Consider the following 16,863-nt stretch of genomic DNA (forward strand, 5'->3'; position numbering starts at 1 on the left):
AGTTGCGGTCGCACAAGCCTAGCCGCCCGGCTAGACGTTGAAGCGGAACTCGACCACGTCACCGTCGGACATGACGTAGTCCTTGCCCTCCATGCGGACCTTGCCCGCGGCCTTGGCGGCGGCCATGGTGCCGTTGGCGTCGAGGTCGGCGAAGGAGACGATCTCGGCCTTGATGAAGCCCTTCTCGAAGTCGGTGTGGATCACGCCGGCGGCCTTGGGGGCGGTGTCGCCCTTACGGATCGTCCAGGCGCGCGACTCCTTGGGGCCCGCGGTCAGGTAGGTCTGCAGGCCCAGGGTGTGGAAGCCGGCGCGGGCGAGCGAATCGAGGCCCGGCTCGTCCTGGCCGATCGACTCCAGCATCTCGGCCTGGTCCTCGGGGTCGAGCTCCAGCAGCTCGGACTCGATCTTGGCGTCGAGGAACACCGAGTCGGCGGGAGCGACCGCGGCGGCCAGTTCCGCCCGGCGCGCAGCGTCGGTGAGCACGCCCTCGTCGGCGTTGAAGACGTAGAGGAAGGGCTTCGCGGTCATGAGGTGCAGCTCGCGGATCGGCGTGGTGTCGAAGCCGGCGCCGAACAGGGTCTTGCCGTCGGTCAGGATCGCCTCCGCGGCCTTCACCGCCTCGAGCGTCTCGACCAGCTCCTTGTTCTTGCGCGCGTCCTTCTCGAGCCGGGGCAGCGCCTTCTCGATGGTCTGCAGGTCGGCGAGGATCAGCTCGGTGGCGACGGTCTCGATGTCGGCGAGCGGGTCGACCTTGCCGGCCACGTGCACGACGTCCTCGTCGGAGAAGACGCGCACCACCTGGCAGATCGCGTCGGCCTCGCGGATGTTGGAGAGGAACTGGTTGCCCATGCCCTCGCCCTCGGACGCGCCCTTGACGATGCCGGCGATGTCGACGAAGGACACCGTGGCGGGCAGGATGCGCTCCGAGCCGAAGATCTCGGCCAGGCGGTTCAGCCGCGGGTCCGGCAGGTTCACCACGCCGACGTTCGGCTCGATGGTGGCGAACGGGTAGTTCGCCGCCTCCACCTCGCTGTTGGTGAGGGCGTTGAACAGGGTGGACTTGCCGACGTTGGGCAGTCCGACGATTCCGAGGGTAAGGCTCACGGGTGCTCATTCTACGGGGTCGCACGTGTGCTTCCCGACGGTGCGGGACGTGCACTTCCCGACGGCGCGGGCCGCCCTCACCCGGTCCGGCCCGCACCGTCGGAAAGTTCCCGGGGTCAGCGGTAGAGGCTGCCCGCGATCTTGGGGTCGTCGACATTGGTCTTGTCGTACCAGTAGAAGCCGGTGTCGATGGTCTTGGGCAGCGACTCGCCCTTGATGGCCTTCACGGCCGCGGCGACGGTCTCCCGGCCGATGCCGACCGGGTTCTGGGTGATGGCGCCCGCCATCAGGCCCGAGCGGATCGCGTCGATCTGCGCGGCGCCGGAGTCGAAGCCGATGATCTTGATCCCCGGCTTGTTCGCGCGCTGCGCCGCGTTGACGATGCCGGTGGCGGCCCCCTCGTTGGTGCCGTACAGGCCCGCGAGATTCGGGTACGCCTGCATCATCGTGGCGGCCAGGTCGGCAGCCTTAGCCGGGTCGCCGCCGTACTGCACGTCGACGATGCGCACGCCGGGCGCGTTGGCCTTGATCCACTCCGTGAAACCGTCCCGCCGGTCCACGCCGGTCCGCGACGTCTGATCGTGCGCGATGACGCCGATCTCGCCCTTGCCGCCGATCAGATCGACCATGCGCTTCGCGGCCTCGGCGGCCGCCGCCTTGTTGTCGGTCGACGCGGTGGTCACGGGGATGTCGCTGTCGACGCCGGAGTCGAAGGCGATCACCGGGATGCCCTTGTCCTTCGCCTGCTGCAGGATCGGCGCGACGGCGGCCGAATCGAGGGCGGCGATCGCGATGGCCGACGGGTTGCGGTCGAGCGCGGTCTGCAGCAGCTGCACCTGCTTCTCGACCTGCGTCTCGTTGTCCGGCCCCTCGAAGGTGATCGTCTTGCCGAGTTCCTTGGCGGACTCCTCGGCACCCTTGTTCACCGCCTTCCAGAACTGATGCTGGTAGCCCTTGGAGATGAGGGCGATCTGTCCGTCACCCCCCGACGAGTCGCCGCTGGAGCACGCGGTCGCGGTGGTGACCATCGCGACGGCGGCGACGGTCACCGTCGCTGCGCGGATCAATCGCCGTACGGGTGTCGAAGCCTTTGTGAACACGGGATTCTCCTTGGATGAGGGGGACGAGCGGGCAGCGGCCGTTGCCGGCCGATCAGGGACGTTTGCGCACGATGTCGATGTAGACGGCCACGAGGATGACCACGCCGACCGCGATGGACTGCCATTCCTGCGGGATCGACATGATCCGCAGGCCATTGGTGAGCACGCTCATGATGAGGATGCCGATCACCGTGCCGGTGATGGTGCCGCGACCGCCCGCGAGGGACGTGCCGCCGATGACGACGGCCGCGATCGCTTCGAGCTCGAGGCCCTGACCGCCGGTGGGCTGCGCGGAGTTCAGGCGCGCGGCGGCGAGGACGCCCGCCAGACCGACGAAGACGCCGGAGAAGGTGTAGACGACGACCTTCCAGTTCTTGACGTTCACGCCGGAGAGCCTGGTCGCCTCCTCGTTGCTCCCGATGGCGTAGGCGTAGCGGCCCAGCTTGGTCTTCGCGAGCACGAGGCCGGCGATCACCGCCATGAGCGCGAGGAGCAGGACGCTCAAGGGGATGCGCGCTCCCGGGATCAGGGACTTGTTGGCCAGGGCGCTGAACCCCTCGACCGACGTGAACCGGATGGGCTCGGTCCCCGAGATCACCAGCGAGGCACCGATCGTCACCAACATCATCGCGAGGGTCGCGATGAACGGCGGTATCCCGAGATAGGCCACGACGAGCCCGTTGACGAGTCCCACGAACGCGCCGAAGAGGACGCCGCCGATCACGCCGACCCACAGGGGCAGGTTCCAGTGCACGAGGAAGACGCCGGTCATGATGCCGGACAGGATCATCGCGGTGCCGATCGAGAGGTCGATGCCTCCGGTGATGATCACGATGGTGGTGCCCAGAGCGAGCAGGCCGATGGTCACCGACGCCACCAGGATGCCCGTGAGGTTGCCGGCGGTCAGGAAGTTCGGGCTCGCGAACGAGAAGAACACCACGATCACGATCAGGCTGACGAACGCCAGGAACTGCTGCATCTGGCCACGGATCCAGGACGTCAGCGCGAACCCGCCGCTGCGGTCCTGGTCGGGCGTGGGCGGCGCGGTCGTCGCGGTCATCCCGTCACCGCCGTCTCGTGGAAGCGCGTGGCGTTCTCCATGATCGTCTCCTGTGTCGCTTCGGCGTTGTCGAGAACGGTGGCGAGGCGCCCCTCCCCCATCACGGCGATGCGGTGGGACAGGCGCAGCACTTCGGGCAAGTCACTGGAGATGACCATGATCGCCTTGCCGGACGCCGCCAGTCGTTCGAGGAGCCGGTAGATCTCGTCCTTGGCGCCGACGTCGATGCCGCGGGTGGGCTCGTCCACGATGAGGATGTCGCAATCACGGGCCAGCCACTTGCCGATGATGACCTTCTGTTGATTGCCGCCCGACAGGTTCCGCACGGCCTGCCGGATCGACGGCGTCTTGATCCGCAGCCGGGAGACCAGGTCGGTGGCGAGAGCACTCAGCTCGCCGTCGCGGATCACGCCGAACGACGAATGCGCGTCGAGGGACGACAGCGCGATGTTGTCGCGGACCGTCTGGTCGACGACGGCGCCGAACCGCTTGCGGTCCTCGGAGAGGTAGCCGATGCCGAGCGTCGCCGCGGTCGCCGGGGAGTCGATCGTGCGCGCGGCGCCGTGCACCTCGATCCGGCCCGCGGTGATCGGATCGGCCCCGATGATCGCGCGGGCCAGCTCGGTGCGTCCGGCGCCCATGAGACCGGCGAATCCCAGGATCTCCCCGCGGTGCAGCTCGAACGAGATGTCGTGCAGCGGATGCCTACTGCTGAGCCCGTCCACCTTGAGCACGACCTCGCCGGGGGTCTCCGGCACCGTCGGACGCTGTTCGTCGGCGACCTCGCGACCGACCATCATCTCGATGATCTCGCGCATCGGCGTCGTCGCGGTGGGGCGTTCGCCCACGCACGTGCCGTCGCGCAGGACCACGATCCGGTCGGAGACGCGCGGCAGCTCGTCCATGCGGTGGGAGATGTAGACGACGCCCGTCTCGTCCGTGACGAAGCGGTCGATCAACTCGAACAGGGTCTGCACCTCGGCGCCGTTGAGGGCCGCGGTCGGCTCGTCGAGGATCAGCAGGCGCGCGTCCTCCGAGAGTGCGCGGGCGATCTCCACCATCTGCTGCTTGCCGACGGTGAGGTCCCGCACGCGGGCGGTGGGATCGATGACCATGCCGAGACGTTCGAGCAGGGCCGTCGTGCTGCGGACGGCGCCGCGCCCGTCGACGACGCCGAACCGGGTGCGCTCGCGCCCCAGGGTGATGTTCTGGGCGACGGTGAGATCGGGGACGAGCCCCAGCTCCTGGTGGATGATGCTCACGCCGAGCGATTGCGCCTGCGCGGGCGAGGTGAGGTGCACGGGCGCACCGTCGATCTCGATGGTGCCCTCGTCCGGGGATTCGATGCCGCTGAGCAGCTTCATGAGGGTGGACTTGCCGGCGCCGTTCTCACCGACGAGCGCGACGCGCTCCCCCGGGCGCACCTCGAGGTCGACGCGGTCGAGCGCGACGACACCGGGGAAGCGCTTGGTGACACCGCTCATGCGGATCAGCGGGACGCGGTCGGCCGCCGGGGCGTCCGCGTCCTGCGATGTCACATCCACGCTGATCTCCCCATCCGGCGCCGTCGCGGCGGCGACCATCGTCCTGCGGTGAGGGTGGACAAAACGACCACCTGTGTGCTGAGTCACATTAGACATCGGATGTTTGCATGTCAATAGCTGCGGATCGTCGGTAAAACGCGCGGAAAACCCGGGCGGAGGGGCGCACACATCAGATGTTCGGGCGAGCATCGCCGTCGGATCCGTGGGGCGAACCGTCGTCCGCCTCGCGGGACCGGCGCTGCCGATTCCGCCGCGCTCGCGGCACCCGGGATGAAACGATGATCCGTGCGAACCACCACCGTGGCGTAGACATCCCAGGAGGCCTCGTGTCAGCTCCCACCGCTCCGTCGACCACGGAGACCGACGGCGACATCACTTACGTCCGAACGGACCCGGACCTGCCGCCCGTCGCGGTCATCGACCGCAGCCCGATCACCACCAAGCACAAGGTGATCTTCGGGGTGATCGCGCTCGTCGGCGCCGTCGCCTGGGCGATGATCGCCCTCGCCCGCGGGGAAACGGTGAACGCGGTGTGGTTCGTGCTCGCCGCGGTGTGCACCTACGTCGTCGGCTACCGCTTCTACGCCCGCCTCATCGAGCTCAAGGTGGTGCGGCCCCGCGACGATCACGCCACCCCGGCGGAGGTGCTGGAGAACGGCACCGACTACCTGCCGACGGACCGGCGCGTCCTGTTCGGCCACCACTTCGCCGCCATCGCGGGCGCCGGCCCGCTGGTCGGCCCCGTCCTCGCGGCGCAGATGGGGTACCTGCCCGGCACGATCTGGATCATCGTCGGCGCCCTCGTCGCGGGCTGCGTCCAGGACTACCTGGTGCTGTGGGTCGCCACGCGCCGCCGCGGCCGCTCGCTGGGCCAGATGATCCGCGACGAGCTGGGTCCGGTCGGCGGTGCCGCCGCGATCATCGGCATCGCGGCGATCATGACGATCCTCATCGCGGTGCTGGCGCTGGTCGTGGTGCAGGCGCTGGGACACAGCCCGTGGGGCGTCTTCTCCATCGCCGCGACCATCCCGATCGCCCTGTTCATGGGCGTCTACCTGCGTTTCCTCCGGCCCGGCCGGGTCTCCGAGGTCTCGCTGATCGGCTGCGTCCTCCTGCTCGCCGCCGTCATCGGCGGCCGCTACGTGGGCGAGAGCAGCTGGGGCAAGGACCTGTTCACCCTCACGCCGGTCCAGCTGAGCTGGGCGATCATCATCTACGGCTTCGCCGCCTCCGTGCTGCCCGTGTGGCTGCTGCTCGCGCCGCGCGACTACCTCTCGACCTTCATGAAGGTCGGCACCATCGTGCTGCTGGCCGTGGGCATCCTCATCGCGCGCCCGCTCATGGAGGCCCCCGCGGTCTCCGACTTCGCCACCCGCGGCGACGGCCCCGTCTTCGCCGGCTCGCTGTTCCCGTTCCTCTTCATCACCATCGCGTGCGGCGCCCTCTCCGGCTTCCACTCCCTGGTCAGTTCCGGCACCACGCCGAAGCTGCTGGAGAAGGAGGGTCAGATGCGGCTGATCGGCTACGGCGGCATGCTCACCGAGTCGTTCGTGGCGATCATGGCGCTCATCACCGCGTCGATCATCAACCAGCACTTCTACTTCGCCATGAACGCACCGATCGCGAAGACGGGCGGCACGGCCGAGACCGCGGCCACGTACGTCAACTCGCTGGGCCTCAGCGGCGATCCGGTCACCGGGCAGCAGCTGTCCCAGGCCGCGAAGGACGTCGGCGAGGAGTCGATCGTCTCCCGCACGGGCGGCGCCCCGACGCTCGCCTTCGGCATGTCCGAGGTGCTGCACCAGGTGTTCGGCGGATCGTCGATGAAGTCCTTCTGGTACCACTTCGCGATCATGTTCGAGGCGCTGTTCATCCTCACCACGGTCGACGCCGGCACCCGCGTCGCCCGGTTCCTCGTCTCGGACGCGCTGAGCAACCTCGGCGGGCCGTTCCAGCGGCTCAAGGACCCCAGCTGGCGCGTCGGCGCCTGGGTGGCCTCGCTCCTCGTGGTCGCGGCCTGGGGCAGCATCCTGCTCATGGGCGTCACCGACCCGCTCGGCGGCATCAACACCCTCTTCCCCCTCTTCGGCATCGCCAATCAGCTGCTCGCCGCAATGGCGCTCACCGTGGTGGTGGTGGTCGTGGTCAAGAAGGGCTACTACAAGTGGGTGTGGATCCCCGCGATACCGCTGGTCTGGGACCTCATCGTGACCATGACCGCGTCGTGGCAGAAGATCTTCAGCTCGGATCCGGCGGTGGGCTACTGGAAGCAGCACAGCAACTTCAAGGCGGCCGCCGAGGCCGGGAAGTCGTCCTTCGGCTCGGCGAAGACGCCCGAGGCGATCGACGCCGTGGTCCGCAACACCTTCATCCAGGGCACCCTGTCGATCGTCTTCGCGATCATGGTGCTCATCGTGGTGGTCATGGGCGCGTGGACGATCTACCGCACGGTGACCGGCAACGGCCGCCCGCTGACCGAGGAGGAACCGGTGCCCAGCACGCTGTTCGCGCCGAGCGGCCTCATCCCCACCCCCGCCGAGAGGAAGGTGCAGGAGCAATGGGACGCCCTGGGCGTGACCCGATCATCCGGGCACTGAAGGCGATCCGCTGGTACGTGGGCTCGGTGATGGGCGACAACCACTACCAGCGGTACGTCGAGCACCGTCGCGCGACGCATCCCGGCGAGCCCGTGATGACCGAGCGGGAGTATTGGAAGGCCCGGCACGACGGCGCGACGGTCCAGGCCCGCTGCTGCTGAGCGGGCTCGCACGGTACTGTCCGAAAGCCGCTAGCGCCGATACCCGAGCGGTGCCAGAGTCGAAGGCGTGACCACCAGCTCGCCCCACCTCGACTTCGACCGGTGCTATCGGGCCATCGCCGGCCGCGATCCCCGGTTCGACGGCCAGTTCTACACGGCCGTCGCCACCACGGGCATCTACTGCCGCCCGTCGTGCCCCGCCACCACGCCCAAGGCGGCGAACGTGAGCTTCCACCTCACCGCCGCCGCGGCTCAGGCCGCCGGGTACCGGGCGTGCCGGCGGTGCCTGCCGGACGCCGTACCCGGATCGCCCCGGTGGAATCTCGAGTCCGACCTCGCCGCGCGGGCAATGCGCCTCATCGCCGACGGCGAGGTGGACCGGTCCGGCGTGACCGGCCTCGCCGAACGGCTGGGATACAGCCCGCGCCAGCTCACTCGCGTGCTCACCGCCGAGCTGGGCGCGGGTCCGCTCGCCCTCGCGCGGGCGCACCGGGCCAGCACCGCGCGGATCCTCATCATGGGCACGGCGATGCCCTTCTCCGACATCGCCTTCGCCGCCGGCTTCAGCTCCATCCGCCAGTTCAACGACACGGTCCGCGAGGTCTTCGGGCGGACCCCGTCGGAGCTGCGGGCGCGACGCGGCCCGGCCCCGTCCGCCCCGTCCACCGGGGAGCTGAGCCTGCGGCTGGCGCTGCGCGGCCCCTACGCCACCGGCTGGGTGCGGTGGTTCCTCGCCGCGCACGCCGTGGCCGGCCTCGAGCACGCCGACGGCGACCGCTACGCCCGGGTCCTGAGCCTGCCGGGCGGGAACGGGATCGCCACCGTCGACCTGGGATCCGCGGCGGACGGGTACGTCCGTGCCACCCTCTCGCTCGCCGCGATGAGCGACCTGTCGACCGCGGTGACCCGGCTGCGGCACCTGCTCGACCTGGACGCCGATCCGGCCGCGGTGGACGAGGCGCTCGCCACCGATCCGCAGCTCGCCCCGCTGGTCGCGGCGACGCCCGGGATCCGCCTGTTCGGCACCGTCGACCCGGCGGAGCTGCTGCTGCGCACCATGATCGGGCAGCAGATCTCCATCGCGGCGGCGGCCACGCACCAGGCCCGGCTCGTCGCCGCGCTCGGTGCCGAGGTCGACGACCCGTCGGGCCGGCTCACGCGGGCCTTTCCCACGCCGGCCGCCGTCGCCGAGCGGGGCGGCGAGGTGCTCACCGGGCCGAAGAACCGGATCGCCGCGATCCTCGGCGTCGCGGCCGAGCTCGCCGAGGGGCGGCTCGTGCTGCACGGCGGCATGACCCGGGCGGAGGCCCGCGCGGAGCTGCTGCGCCTCAGGGGCGTCGGCCCGTGGACCGCCGACTACGTGGCGATGCGCCTACTCGCCGACCCCGATACGCTCCTCGCCTCCGACCTCGTGGTGGCGAAGGGCGCCGAGCGGCTCGGACTCGACATCACGACCGACCGCTGGAGCCCCTGGGGCAGTTACGTCTCGCTGCACCTGTGGAACCACGCCCTCACCACCGACCGGAGGATCGCCCCATGACCGCCCAGTACGCCACGCTCCCCACGCCCGCCGGCCCGTTCACCGCCGTCGTCGACACCGACGGCGCCGTGCTCGCCTCGGGCTGGACCGCGGACCCCGGCGATCTGATCCCCGTCATCCACAGCACACTGCGGCCGACCGCGGCCGAGGAGCGCGCCGAACTCGGCGCCGTCACCCGCGCCGTCGCGGACTTCCACGCGGGCGAGGTCACCGCGATCGACGGCATCGTCGTGCGGCAGCGGTCCGGCGCCTTCGTCGAGCACGCCTGGGACGTGCTGCGCACCGTCGAACCCGGAAAGCCCGTGACCTACACCGAGTACGCCGACCTGTCCGGCCGGCCCGCGGCGGTGCGCGCCGCCGCGATGGCGTGCGCCCGCAACGCGGCCGCGTTGTTCGTCCCCTGCCACCGCGTGCTGCGGCTGGACGGCTCGCTCGGCGGGTTCCGGTGGGGACTCGCCGTGAAGAAGTGGCTGTTGACCCACGAGGCACATACGATCGCGTCGTGAGCGATGAGATGACGAACCCGCCGCCGGGCAAGAAGACCCGCAGCGAGGTCTACGGCGAGGCCGGCAAGTGGCTCGCCACCTGGAGCTGGCGGACCGTCGCGGTCGCAGCGATGCTGTTCGTGGTCGCCTGGCTGATCGGCGAGTTCTGGTCGATCCTGCTGCCCGTCCTGCTGGCCATCCTGCTGTGCACCGTGCTGTGGCCGCCGGTCCGTTGGCTGCGGTCCAAGGGCCTGCCGCCCGCGATCGCGACGGCGCTCGTGCTGCTGCTGTCCCTGGGCGTGCTCGGCGGCATCATCGGCGCCATCGCGCCGTCGGTCGGCGGGCAGTCCAAGGAGATCGCCGACCGCGCCATCGAGGGTGTGGGCAAGGTGCAGAAGTGGGCGCAGGGTCCGCCGCTGAACCTGCAGGACGAGCAGATCAGCAAGTTCGTCACGTCGATCACCAAGAAGCTGCAGGAGAGTGCCGAGTCGATCGCGACGGGCGTCTTCACCGGCGTCAGCGCCGCGGGCTCGTTCGTGGTGGCGATCGTCATGGTCGCCATGCTCACGTTCTTCTTCCTCAAGGACGGCGACAAGTTCATGCCGTGGCTCAAGCGGCACTCCGGCACGCCGGTCTCGGACCACTTCGCCGAGCTGCTCAGCCGCATCTGGGCCACCCTGGGCGGCTTCATCCGCACCCAGGCGGTGGTCAGCTTCATCGACGCCCTGTTCATCGGCCTCGGCCTGGTGATCCTGCAGGTCCCGCTCGCGGGCGCGCTCGCGGTCATCACCTTCCTCGGCGGCTTCATCCCGATCGTCGGCGCCTTCGTGGCGGGCGCGCTCGCCGTGATCGTCGCGCTGGTCACGAACGGCCCCGGCACCGCCCTGGCGGTGCTCGTGGTGGTCATCGCGGTGCAGCAGCTCGAGGGCAATGTGCTCTCGCCGATCCTGCAGTCGCGTTCGATGCAGCTGCACCCCGCGATCGTGCTGCTCGCCATCGCCTTCGGCGGCACCCAGTTCGGCATCATCGGCGCCTTCCTCGCCGTGCCCGTGGCCGCCGCGATCGCGGTGCTGTTCCGGTACCTCGGCGAGCTGGTCGACGAGCAGACCGGCGAGACGCCGCCGCCAGAGGAGGAGCCGAAGCCGAGTTTCTGGGACAAGTTCCGGCGCAAGCCCGCGCCGACGCCGGCGGCGGAGCCCGCGAAGGACGCCCCGGCCGAGCCTGCCTGAAACTTGTCAGTGGGGGCGGCCATGCTGACGGCATGGACCTCTCGCATCTGATCGTCGCGCTGCTCGCGCTGCTGGTCGGCGGCGCCGTGGGGATCATCCTGGCCCGGTCGCTGCCCGCACCGCCGCACCGGTCCGACGGTGCCGCGCCCACCCCCGATGCGGTGGCCGGGCCGGTCAACGCACTGCTCACCCCGTTGCGCCAGACGCTGGATTCGCTGGGCCACGAGTTCGCCGTCGCCGAGCGCAGCCGGGTCGCCGCGTTCGCCGGGCTCCGGGAGCAGATCGGCACCGTCGCGCGCACGAGTGAGGCGCTGCGCGCCGAGACCGCCACCCTGCGCTCGGCGATGAAGTCCTCGACGGTGCGGGGGCGGTGGGGCGAGCTGCAGCTCGAGCGGGTCGTGGAGCTGGCCGGGCTGAGCCGGCACTGCGACTTCTCGACGCAGGTGGGCGGCGCGGTCGGGGACGCGCGGGTCCGTCCGGACGTCGTGGTGCACCTCGCGGGCGGGCGCGATCTGGCAGTCGACGCGAAGGTGCCGCTCGACGCGTACCTGCAGTTGCTGGAGGCGCCGCCCGCGGAACACGCCGCCCTGCTCTCGGACCACGCGCGCCGGTTCCGCTCCCACGTCGTGCAGCTGGCGGGCAAGCGGTACTGGGAGGCCGTCGGCTCGCCGGAGCTGGTGGTGATGTTCGTGCCGGCCGAGGCCTTCCTCGACGCCGCCCTGCAGGCCGACCCCGAGCTGCTCGAGTTCGCCCTCGACCGGAATGTGGTGCTCGCCACACCGACCACCCTGGTCGCGATGCTGCGGGCCGTCGCGCTGAGCTGGCGGCAGCACGCCCTCGGGGAGGACGCCGCCCGGATCCAGGCCCTCGGCCGCGAACTGAACGAGCGATTCGATGTGCTGAACAGCCACTTCTCCTCACTGGGTACGGCGTTGAGCCGGACCGTCGAGGCCTTCAACGCGACCGTGGGTTCGTACAACTCGCGGGTGGGCGTCACCGCCCGCCGTCTGTCCGATCTCGATTCCATGCCCGACGGTTCCCGCGAGGATCCGCTGGAGCTCGATCGCGCGCCGCGGGCCGTCCCCACGGCGGCAGATTCTCGGTTCTCACAGCGTTAACCGGTACGGTTCACCTGTGTCGAAGTTCCAACCGTCCCGCTCCCAGGTACCGGTCGACGAGCGCTCCGTGCTCGCGACGGTCCCCGGTCTGCCGTGGTGGGGCGCTGTCCTGACCATGCTGCTCTTCACCGCAGCGGGCGCCCTCGCCTCGGGCGAGTTCACGGGCGCGAACGCCGGGGTGCTCGCCATGTCGGTGGGCGCCGTGGTCGCCGTGCTCGCGGTGCGCAACCGCGCGCTGTTCACCGCGATGGTGCAGCCCCCGCTCATCATCGCCACCGCGATCCCGCTGTACCGCTGGTTCTCCCTGCCCAGCCCGCGCAAGACCAGCCAGATCCTGACCGACGTGCTCTTCCCGATGATCTCGCTGTTCCCGTGGATGTTCTGGACCACGGTGATCGTGCTCGTCATCGGCGGCGCACGCCTGCTGCAGTACCGCGCGCTCACCGCGAACGTCCGCAGCGCGCAGCGCAGCTCGTCGGGGGCGAAGGCATCCGCGACGAAGTCGCCCGCCAAGGCCGGCGCCACAAAGGCCGCTGCGAAGCCCGGAGCGACGCCCGCCGCTGCGTCGGCAGTCGCCACGGCCACTGCGGGCTCCACCGCCACCGCGACCGCCGCGACGAAGCCGGCCGAGTCGGCGGGGCAGCAGATCGGCGAGCGGATCCGCTCGGTGCTCGCGCGGCTGCGGCCGACGCCGGCCGCCGGCGCGGTCGGTGCAGCGGCCTTGGTCGGCGAGGGTGCCGGCCGGGCCGAGCGGCATCAGAGCCGCGCCACCCAGCACCGCTCCAGCCGCGCCGCGCGCGACCGCGCCGACCGCCTCGAGCCGGCGCGCCCCGCGACCGACGCCGGCCGGGGCCGCAGCTCGGCCGCGCGCCGCGAGGATCCCCGCAGGGATCTCCGCCGCGACGAGGCCCAGCGCGACGAGCAGCGCCGCAACTCCGCGGCGCGCCTCGCGCGCACCCGCGAGGAGATCGCCGCGCGCGACGCCGGCGCACCCGCCACCCAGGTCAATCGCGTGGTCCGCCCCGATTCCGGCAAGATCCCGCGGCCGCCCGTGCCGCGGCGCCCCGCCGACGACGACCGCCGCGCGATCCCGCGCGGCGCCCGGCCGCGTCCCGCCGTGGCGCAGGGCGACCGGCCCCGGCCGCCCATCCACGATTCGCGGGAGCTGCGGCACGACGAGGATCGGCGCCGGATCGGCGATCCGCAGCCGCGGTGGCGCACCCCGCGCGATCCCGAGGTCCGGCCCGGCGGCCCCGCGGCGCGGGCGGCGGCACCCGCCGACTCCCGCGACTACCGGCGCGAGGCGGGCGACATCGATCGCGCGCGCGGCGTCGACCCGTCGGCGCCCCGCCCCGAGCGGGAGCGGACCCGGATCCCGCGCGACGACTTCGCCTCGCTCCCGCGCATCTCGGGCAGCCGCGCCCCGCAGCCGGACCTGCCCAGCCTCACCGGCGACGAGCGGCCCGCGCGGCGGGGCGAGGCACCGTCGAACCCGGGCCGCTACGAGCACTACCGGCCCCCGCGCTACCGGCCGCAGAGCGAGGACACGGCAGTGGAGACCAACTTCCGCGACGACTTCGCGGAGCCCGCGGACGAGCCCCGGCAGATCCGCCGGCACCGCTACAAGGACTGAACTCCGCCACCAACGACGAAGGGCGCTCCTCCGGATCCGGAGGAGCGCCCTTCGTTCGTGCGGGGTGCGGTCAGGCCTTGGCGCGGGGCCGCAGCTCGCGCGGCAGGGCGAAGACCAGCGTCTCGTTCGCGGTGGTGACAGGCTTGACGTCGTGGAAGCCCTCGCCGTCCAGGTACTCGACGACGCCCTTGACCAGGATCTCCGGCACCGAGGCGCCGGAGGTGATGCCGACCGTCTCCACGCCGTCGAGCCACGTGGGATCGATCTCGCGGGCGAAGTCGATGAGATGCGCGGCGCGGGCACCGGCCTGCAGCGCCACCTCGACCAGCCGCACCGAGTTCGACGAGTTCCGCGAGCCCACGACGATCACCAGGTCGCACTCGGGAGCCATGGCCTTCACCGCGACCTGCCGGTTCTGGGTGGCGTAGCAGATGTCGTCGCTGGGCGGATCCTGCAGCTTGGGGAACTTCTCCCGCAGGCGGCGGACCGTCTCCATCGTCTCGTCGACCGAGAGCGTGGTCTGCGAGAGCCACACCAGCTTGTCCTCGTCGCGGACGGTGACGTTGTCGACCGCGTCGGGCCCGTCGACCAGCTGCACGTGCTGCGGAGCCTCGCCGGCGGTGCCCTCGACCTCCTCGTGGCCCTCGTGGCCGATGAGCAGGATGTCGAAATCATCGCGGGCGAAGCGCTTGGCCTCCTGGTGCACCTTGGTGACCAGCGGACACGTCGCGTCGATCGTGCGGAGGCTGCGCTGCGCCGCGCCCTCGTGGACCGCGGGCGAGACGCCGTGCGCGGAGAAGACCAGGAGCGAGCCCTCGGGCACCTCGTCGGTCTCGTCGACGAAGACCACACCCTTGTCCTGCAGCGTCTCCACGACGTGCCGGTTGTGCACGATCTCCTTGCGCACGTACACCGGGGCGCCGTGCTTCTCGAGGGCCTTCTCGACCGTTTCCACTGCACGGTCGACGCCCGCGCAGTAGCCACGCGGCTCGGCCAGCAGGACACGCTTGCCTGAACTCATGCCTCCAGGCTACGGCACCTGACGGTGTGCCGGTGGGCGCGATGAGGCACCCTGGACACATGAGCCGTTTACCGTTCGTGGTCCGGGTCGCCGTCGGGGCCGTCGCCCTCGCCGCCGAGAAGGGCCAGGAGATCGTCGGGGGCGCCGTGAGCGCCCCGCTCACCCTGGGCAGCAAGTCCGCGCAGGCCTTCATCCACGTCCAGCAGGACCTGGCCGACCTCGCCGTGCGCGGCGACCGCGCGCTCGAGACCGTCTTCCCCGCCAAGGAGGAGGAGCAGGCCGCGTGGGCGACGTTCGACGACGACGAGGACGTCGACGTCGACCTGCCCGCGCCCAGGCCCGCGTACGGCGAGGTGCGCCCCGCCACCGAGCCGGCGCGCTCCCCCGAGGCCGACCCGGCCGACGGTGCGCAGGCCGACGGCGCCCAGGCCGACGATGCGCGGGCCGACGGTGCCGCGCCGGCCTCGGGCGCCACCGCCGCGCCCGCGCAGGGCGAGGAGCGGACCGCCGAGCAGGCCCCGTCGGGCGCCGGGCGGTACGCCCTGTACAGCTCGCCCGCCCCGGCGTCGTCGGGTACGGCGACCGCGGCGGAGACGCCCGACGACCTGCCCGCCGCGGCGCGCCGCATCGACTACCCCGAGCTCACGCTGGCGCAACTGCGGGGCCGGCTGCCGGGCCTGACCACGCCCGAGGTGGAGTCGCTCGCCGATTACGAGCGCGATCACAGGGCCCGGCCGCCCTTCCTCACGATGCTCGAGAACCGCATCACGCGGTGACCGGACCGGCTTCGACCAGCGCGCCGGGCGGCGCGGGCGGCCCGTCGAGCGCCGAGCACCCCTGGCCGGTGCGCGTGGTCTCGATGAAGATCGCGCAGTGGATCGACCGCCTCGGCGAGGTGTGGGTCGAGGGGCAGATCACCCAGCTCAACCGCCGCGGCGGGGGCACCGCCTTCCTCACGCTGCGCGACCCGTCGGCGAACGTCTCGGTGCAGGTCACCTGCCTACCGGCCGTCCTCGACCGCTCCGAAGTGCCGCTCAACGAGGGCACCCAGGTGATCGTCCGCGGCAAGTTCACCTACTGGACCGGCCGCGGCAGCCTCTCGCTGCGGATCACCGAGATCCGCGCGGTCGGCGTGGGCGAGCTGCTCGCCCGCATCGAACGACTGCGGCAGCTCCTGCACGCCGAGGGCCTGTTCGACCCGCGGCTCAAGCGGCCGCTGCCCTTCCTGCCGCGGACCGTCGGGCTGGTGACCGCGCGGGCCAGCGCCGCCGAGCGCGACGTGCGGTCGATCGCAGAGGGCCGCTGGCCCGACGTGCGGATCCGCGCCGAGTACGCCACGGTGCAGGGCCCGACGGCCGTGCCGCAGCTCGTGGCCGCCCTGCGCGCGCTGGACGCCGACCCCGAGGTCGACGTGATCATCATGGCCCGCGGCGGCGGCAGCGTGGAGGACCTGCTGCCCTTCTCCGACGAGACGCTGTGCCGCGCAGTGCACGCCGCCCGCACGCCGATCGTCTCCGCGATCGGCCACGAGCCCGACAACCCGCTCTGCGACTTCGCCGCCGACGTGCGCGCCGCGACGCCGACGGACGCCGCCAAGCGCGTGGTGCCCGACGTGGTCGCCGAGCTGGAGCGGATCGCCGACCTGCGCGGGCGCGCCGCTGCTGCCCTGCGCGGCTGGGTCGAGCGCGAGGCCCACACGCTGGCGTCGCTGCGCTCGCGGCCGGTGTTCGCGCACCCGCTGCGCCTCGTCGACGACCGCGCCGCCGAGGTCGAGCGACTGCTGCGCGACGCCCGGCGGGACGTGCGGCGCACCGTCGAACGGGAGTCGGACCGGACGACGCACCTGGCCGCGCGCCTGACCGCGCTCGGCCCCGCCGCGACGATGGCCCGCGGCTACGCCGTGGTGCAGAAGGTGACGCCGGACGGCGAGAACCCCGTGGTCCGCGGCATCGACGAGCTCGCGCCCGGCTCGCAACTGCGGGTCCGGCTGCCCGACGGTGCCGCGGCCGCGGCCGTGATGGGCGTGACGAGGATCTCCGTACGAACCGAGGATGAACGATGACCGACGAGACACCGGTGGCCGAGCTGGGCTACGAGCAGGCCCGCGACGAGCTCGCCGTGGTGGTGAAGCTGCTGGAACAGGGCGGCATCGACCTGGACGAGTCGCTGAACCTGTGGGAGCGCGGCGAGGCGCTCGCCAAGCGCTGCGAGGAGCACCTCGCCGGGGCGCGGGAGCGGATCGAGAAGGCGATCGCCGCGGAGGAGTGACCT

At 71.5% G+C, this 16,863-nt stretch carries 15 protein-coding genes; 10 read left to right on the top strand and 5 right to left on the bottom strand.

The genetic code is table 11. The features are described 5' to 3' along the window. Positions 1-30: 30 nt before the first annotated feature. From ychF to ACNAYW_RS16360, 4 genes are all read right to left on the bottom strand, one after another. Positions 31-1,104, bottom strand: a complete 1,074-nt coding sequence (gene ychF, locus ACNAYW_RS16345; protein ID WP_415850719.1) for a redox-regulated ATPase YchF — start codon at positions 1,102-1,104, stop codon at positions 31-33. Positions 1,105-1,220: 116 nt separating this feature from the next. Beyond that, positions 1,221-2,204, bottom strand: a complete 984-nt coding sequence (locus tag ACNAYW_RS16350) for an ABC transporter substrate-binding protein (RefSeq protein WP_415850720.1) — start codon at positions 2,202-2,204, stop codon at positions 1,221-1,223. Positions 2,205-2,256: 52 nt separating this feature from the next. Further along, positions 2,257-3,264: an ABC transporter permease gene (locus ACNAYW_RS16355; protein ID WP_415850721.1), complete on the bottom strand. Its 1,008-nt coding sequence runs from the start codon at positions 3,262-3,264 to the stop codon at positions 2,257-2,259. Continuing rightward, a complete protein-coding gene (locus tag ACNAYW_RS16360; RefSeq protein WP_415850722.1) occupies positions 3,261-4,808 on the bottom strand; it encodes a sugar ABC transporter ATP-binding protein in 1,548 nt (515 codons plus the stop codon). The genes ACNAYW_RS16355 and ACNAYW_RS16360 overlap by 4 nt, the downstream gene beginning before the upstream one ends. Before the next feature lie 326 nt (positions 4,809-5,134). On the opposite strand from ACNAYW_RS16360, the gene ACNAYW_RS16365 reads away from it, so the two are divergent. The 7 genes from ACNAYW_RS16365 to ACNAYW_RS16395 all read left to right on the top strand — a co-directional run bounded on the left by ACNAYW_RS16365 (position 5,135) and on the right by ACNAYW_RS16395 (position 13,571). Beyond that, positions 5,135-7,405, top strand: a complete 2,271-nt coding sequence (locus tag ACNAYW_RS16365; RefSeq protein ID WP_415850723.1) for a carbon starvation CstA family protein — start codon at positions 5,135-5,137, stop codon at positions 7,403-7,405. Then, entirely contained in the window at positions 7,366-7,566 is a 201-nt protein-coding gene (locus tag ACNAYW_RS16370) for a YbdD/YjiX family protein (protein ID WP_415850724.1), read from the top strand. Before ACNAYW_RS16365 ends, ACNAYW_RS16370 begins: the two co-directional genes overlap by 40 nt. A 67-nt stretch (positions 7,567-7,633) precedes the next feature. Further along, positions 7,634-9,106 carry an AlkA N-terminal domain-containing protein gene (locus ACNAYW_RS16375; protein ID WP_415850725.1) on the top strand — a complete coding sequence of 491 codons (1,473 nt, stop codon included), beginning with the start codon at positions 7,634-7,636 and terminating at the stop codon, positions 9,104-9,106. Next, positions 9,103-9,612 (top strand): methylated-DNA--[protein]-cysteine S-methyltransferase, encoded by a 510-nt coding sequence (locus tag ACNAYW_RS16380; protein ID WP_415850726.1) that lies wholly within the window; start codon positions 9,103-9,105, stop codon positions 9,610-9,612. Before ACNAYW_RS16375 ends, ACNAYW_RS16380 begins: the two co-directional genes overlap by 4 nt. Positions 9,613-9,620: 8 nt before the next feature. Further along, positions 9,621-10,820, top strand: coding sequence for an AI-2E family transporter (locus ACNAYW_RS16385; RefSeq protein WP_415850800.1), 1,200 nt, complete (start codon positions 9,621-9,623; stop codon positions 10,818-10,820). 32 nt (positions 10,821-10,852) lie between these two features. Beyond that, entirely contained in the window at positions 10,853-11,938 is a 1,086-nt protein-coding gene (locus ACNAYW_RS16390; protein ID WP_415850727.1) for a DNA recombination protein RmuC, read from the top strand. A 16-nt stretch (positions 11,939-11,954) separates the two neighbouring features. Beyond that, positions 11,955-13,571 carry a DUF6542 domain-containing protein gene (locus ACNAYW_RS16395; RefSeq protein WP_415850728.1) on the top strand — a complete coding sequence of 539 codons (1,617 nt, stop codon included), beginning with the start codon at positions 11,955-11,957 and terminating at the stop codon, positions 13,569-13,571. Between the two features lie 70 nt (positions 13,572-13,641). On the opposite strand, the gene ACNAYW_RS16400 is transcribed toward ACNAYW_RS16395, so the two are convergent. Next, entirely contained in the window at positions 13,642-14,592 is a 951-nt protein-coding gene (locus ACNAYW_RS16400; RefSeq protein WP_415850729.1) for a 4-hydroxy-3-methylbut-2-enyl diphosphate reductase, read from the bottom strand. Between the two features lie 59 nt (positions 14,593-14,651). On the opposite strand from ACNAYW_RS16400, the gene ACNAYW_RS16405 reads away from it, so the two are divergent. Genes ACNAYW_RS16405 through ACNAYW_RS16415 form a run of 3 tightly spaced genes read left to right on the top strand, consistent with a single transcriptional unit; the run spans position 14,652 to position 16,860 of the window. After that, positions 14,652-15,368 (top strand): lipid droplet-associated protein, encoded by a 717-nt coding sequence (locus tag ACNAYW_RS16405; RefSeq protein WP_415850730.1) that lies wholly within the window; start codon positions 14,652-14,654, stop codon positions 15,366-15,368. Further along, complete coding sequence (gene xseA, locus ACNAYW_RS16410) at positions 15,365-16,654, top strand: exodeoxyribonuclease VII large subunit (protein WP_415850731.1); 1,290 nt, start codon at positions 15,365-15,367, stop codon at positions 16,652-16,654. The genes ACNAYW_RS16405 and xseA overlap by 4 nt, the downstream gene beginning before the upstream one ends. Continuing rightward, positions 16,651-16,860: an exodeoxyribonuclease VII small subunit gene (locus ACNAYW_RS16415; RefSeq protein ID WP_068524445.1), complete on the top strand. Its 210-nt coding sequence runs from the start codon at positions 16,651-16,653 to the stop codon at positions 16,858-16,860. The genes xseA and ACNAYW_RS16415 overlap by 4 nt, the downstream gene beginning before the upstream one ends. The last annotated feature ends 3 nt before the right edge of the window (positions 16,861-16,863 follow it).

The sequence above is a fragment of the Tsukamurella ocularis genome, from assembly GCF_965138335.1.
GTDB lineage: Bacteria > Actinomycetota > Actinomycetes > Mycobacteriales > Mycobacteriaceae > Tsukamurella > Tsukamurella ocularis_A.

Coding starts and splice junctions, on each gene's coding strand:
- ACNAYW_RS16380 (WP_415850726.1), top strand. CDS start 9,103: ATGACCGCCCAGTACGCCACGCTCCCCACGCCCGCCGGCCCGTTCACC.
- ACNAYW_RS16405 (WP_415850730.1), top strand. CDS start 14,652: ATGAGCCGTTTACCGTTCGTGGTCCGGGTCGCCGTCGGGGCCGTCGCC.
- ACNAYW_RS16385 (WP_415850800.1), top strand. CDS start 9,621: ATGACGAACCCGCCGCCGGGCAAGAAGACCCGCAGCGAGGTCTACGGC.
- ACNAYW_RS16390 (WP_415850727.1), top strand. CDS start 10,853: ATGGACCTCTCGCATCTGATCGTCGCGCTGCTCGCGCTGCTGGTCGGC.
- ACNAYW_RS16400 (WP_415850729.1), bottom strand. CDS start 14,592: ATGAGTTCAGGCAAGCGTGTCCTGCTGGCCGAGCCGCGTGGCTACTGC.
- ACNAYW_RS16355 (WP_415850721.1), bottom strand. CDS start 3,264: ATGACCGCGACGACCGCGCCGCCCACGCCCGACCAGGACCGCAGCGGC.
- ACNAYW_RS16370 (WP_415850724.1), top strand. CDS start 7,366: ATGGGACGCCCTGGGCGTGACCCGATCATCCGGGCACTGAAGGCGATC.
- ACNAYW_RS16415 (WP_068524445.1), top strand. CDS start 16,651: ATGACCGACGAGACACCGGTGGCCGAGCTGGGCTACGAGCAGGCCCGC.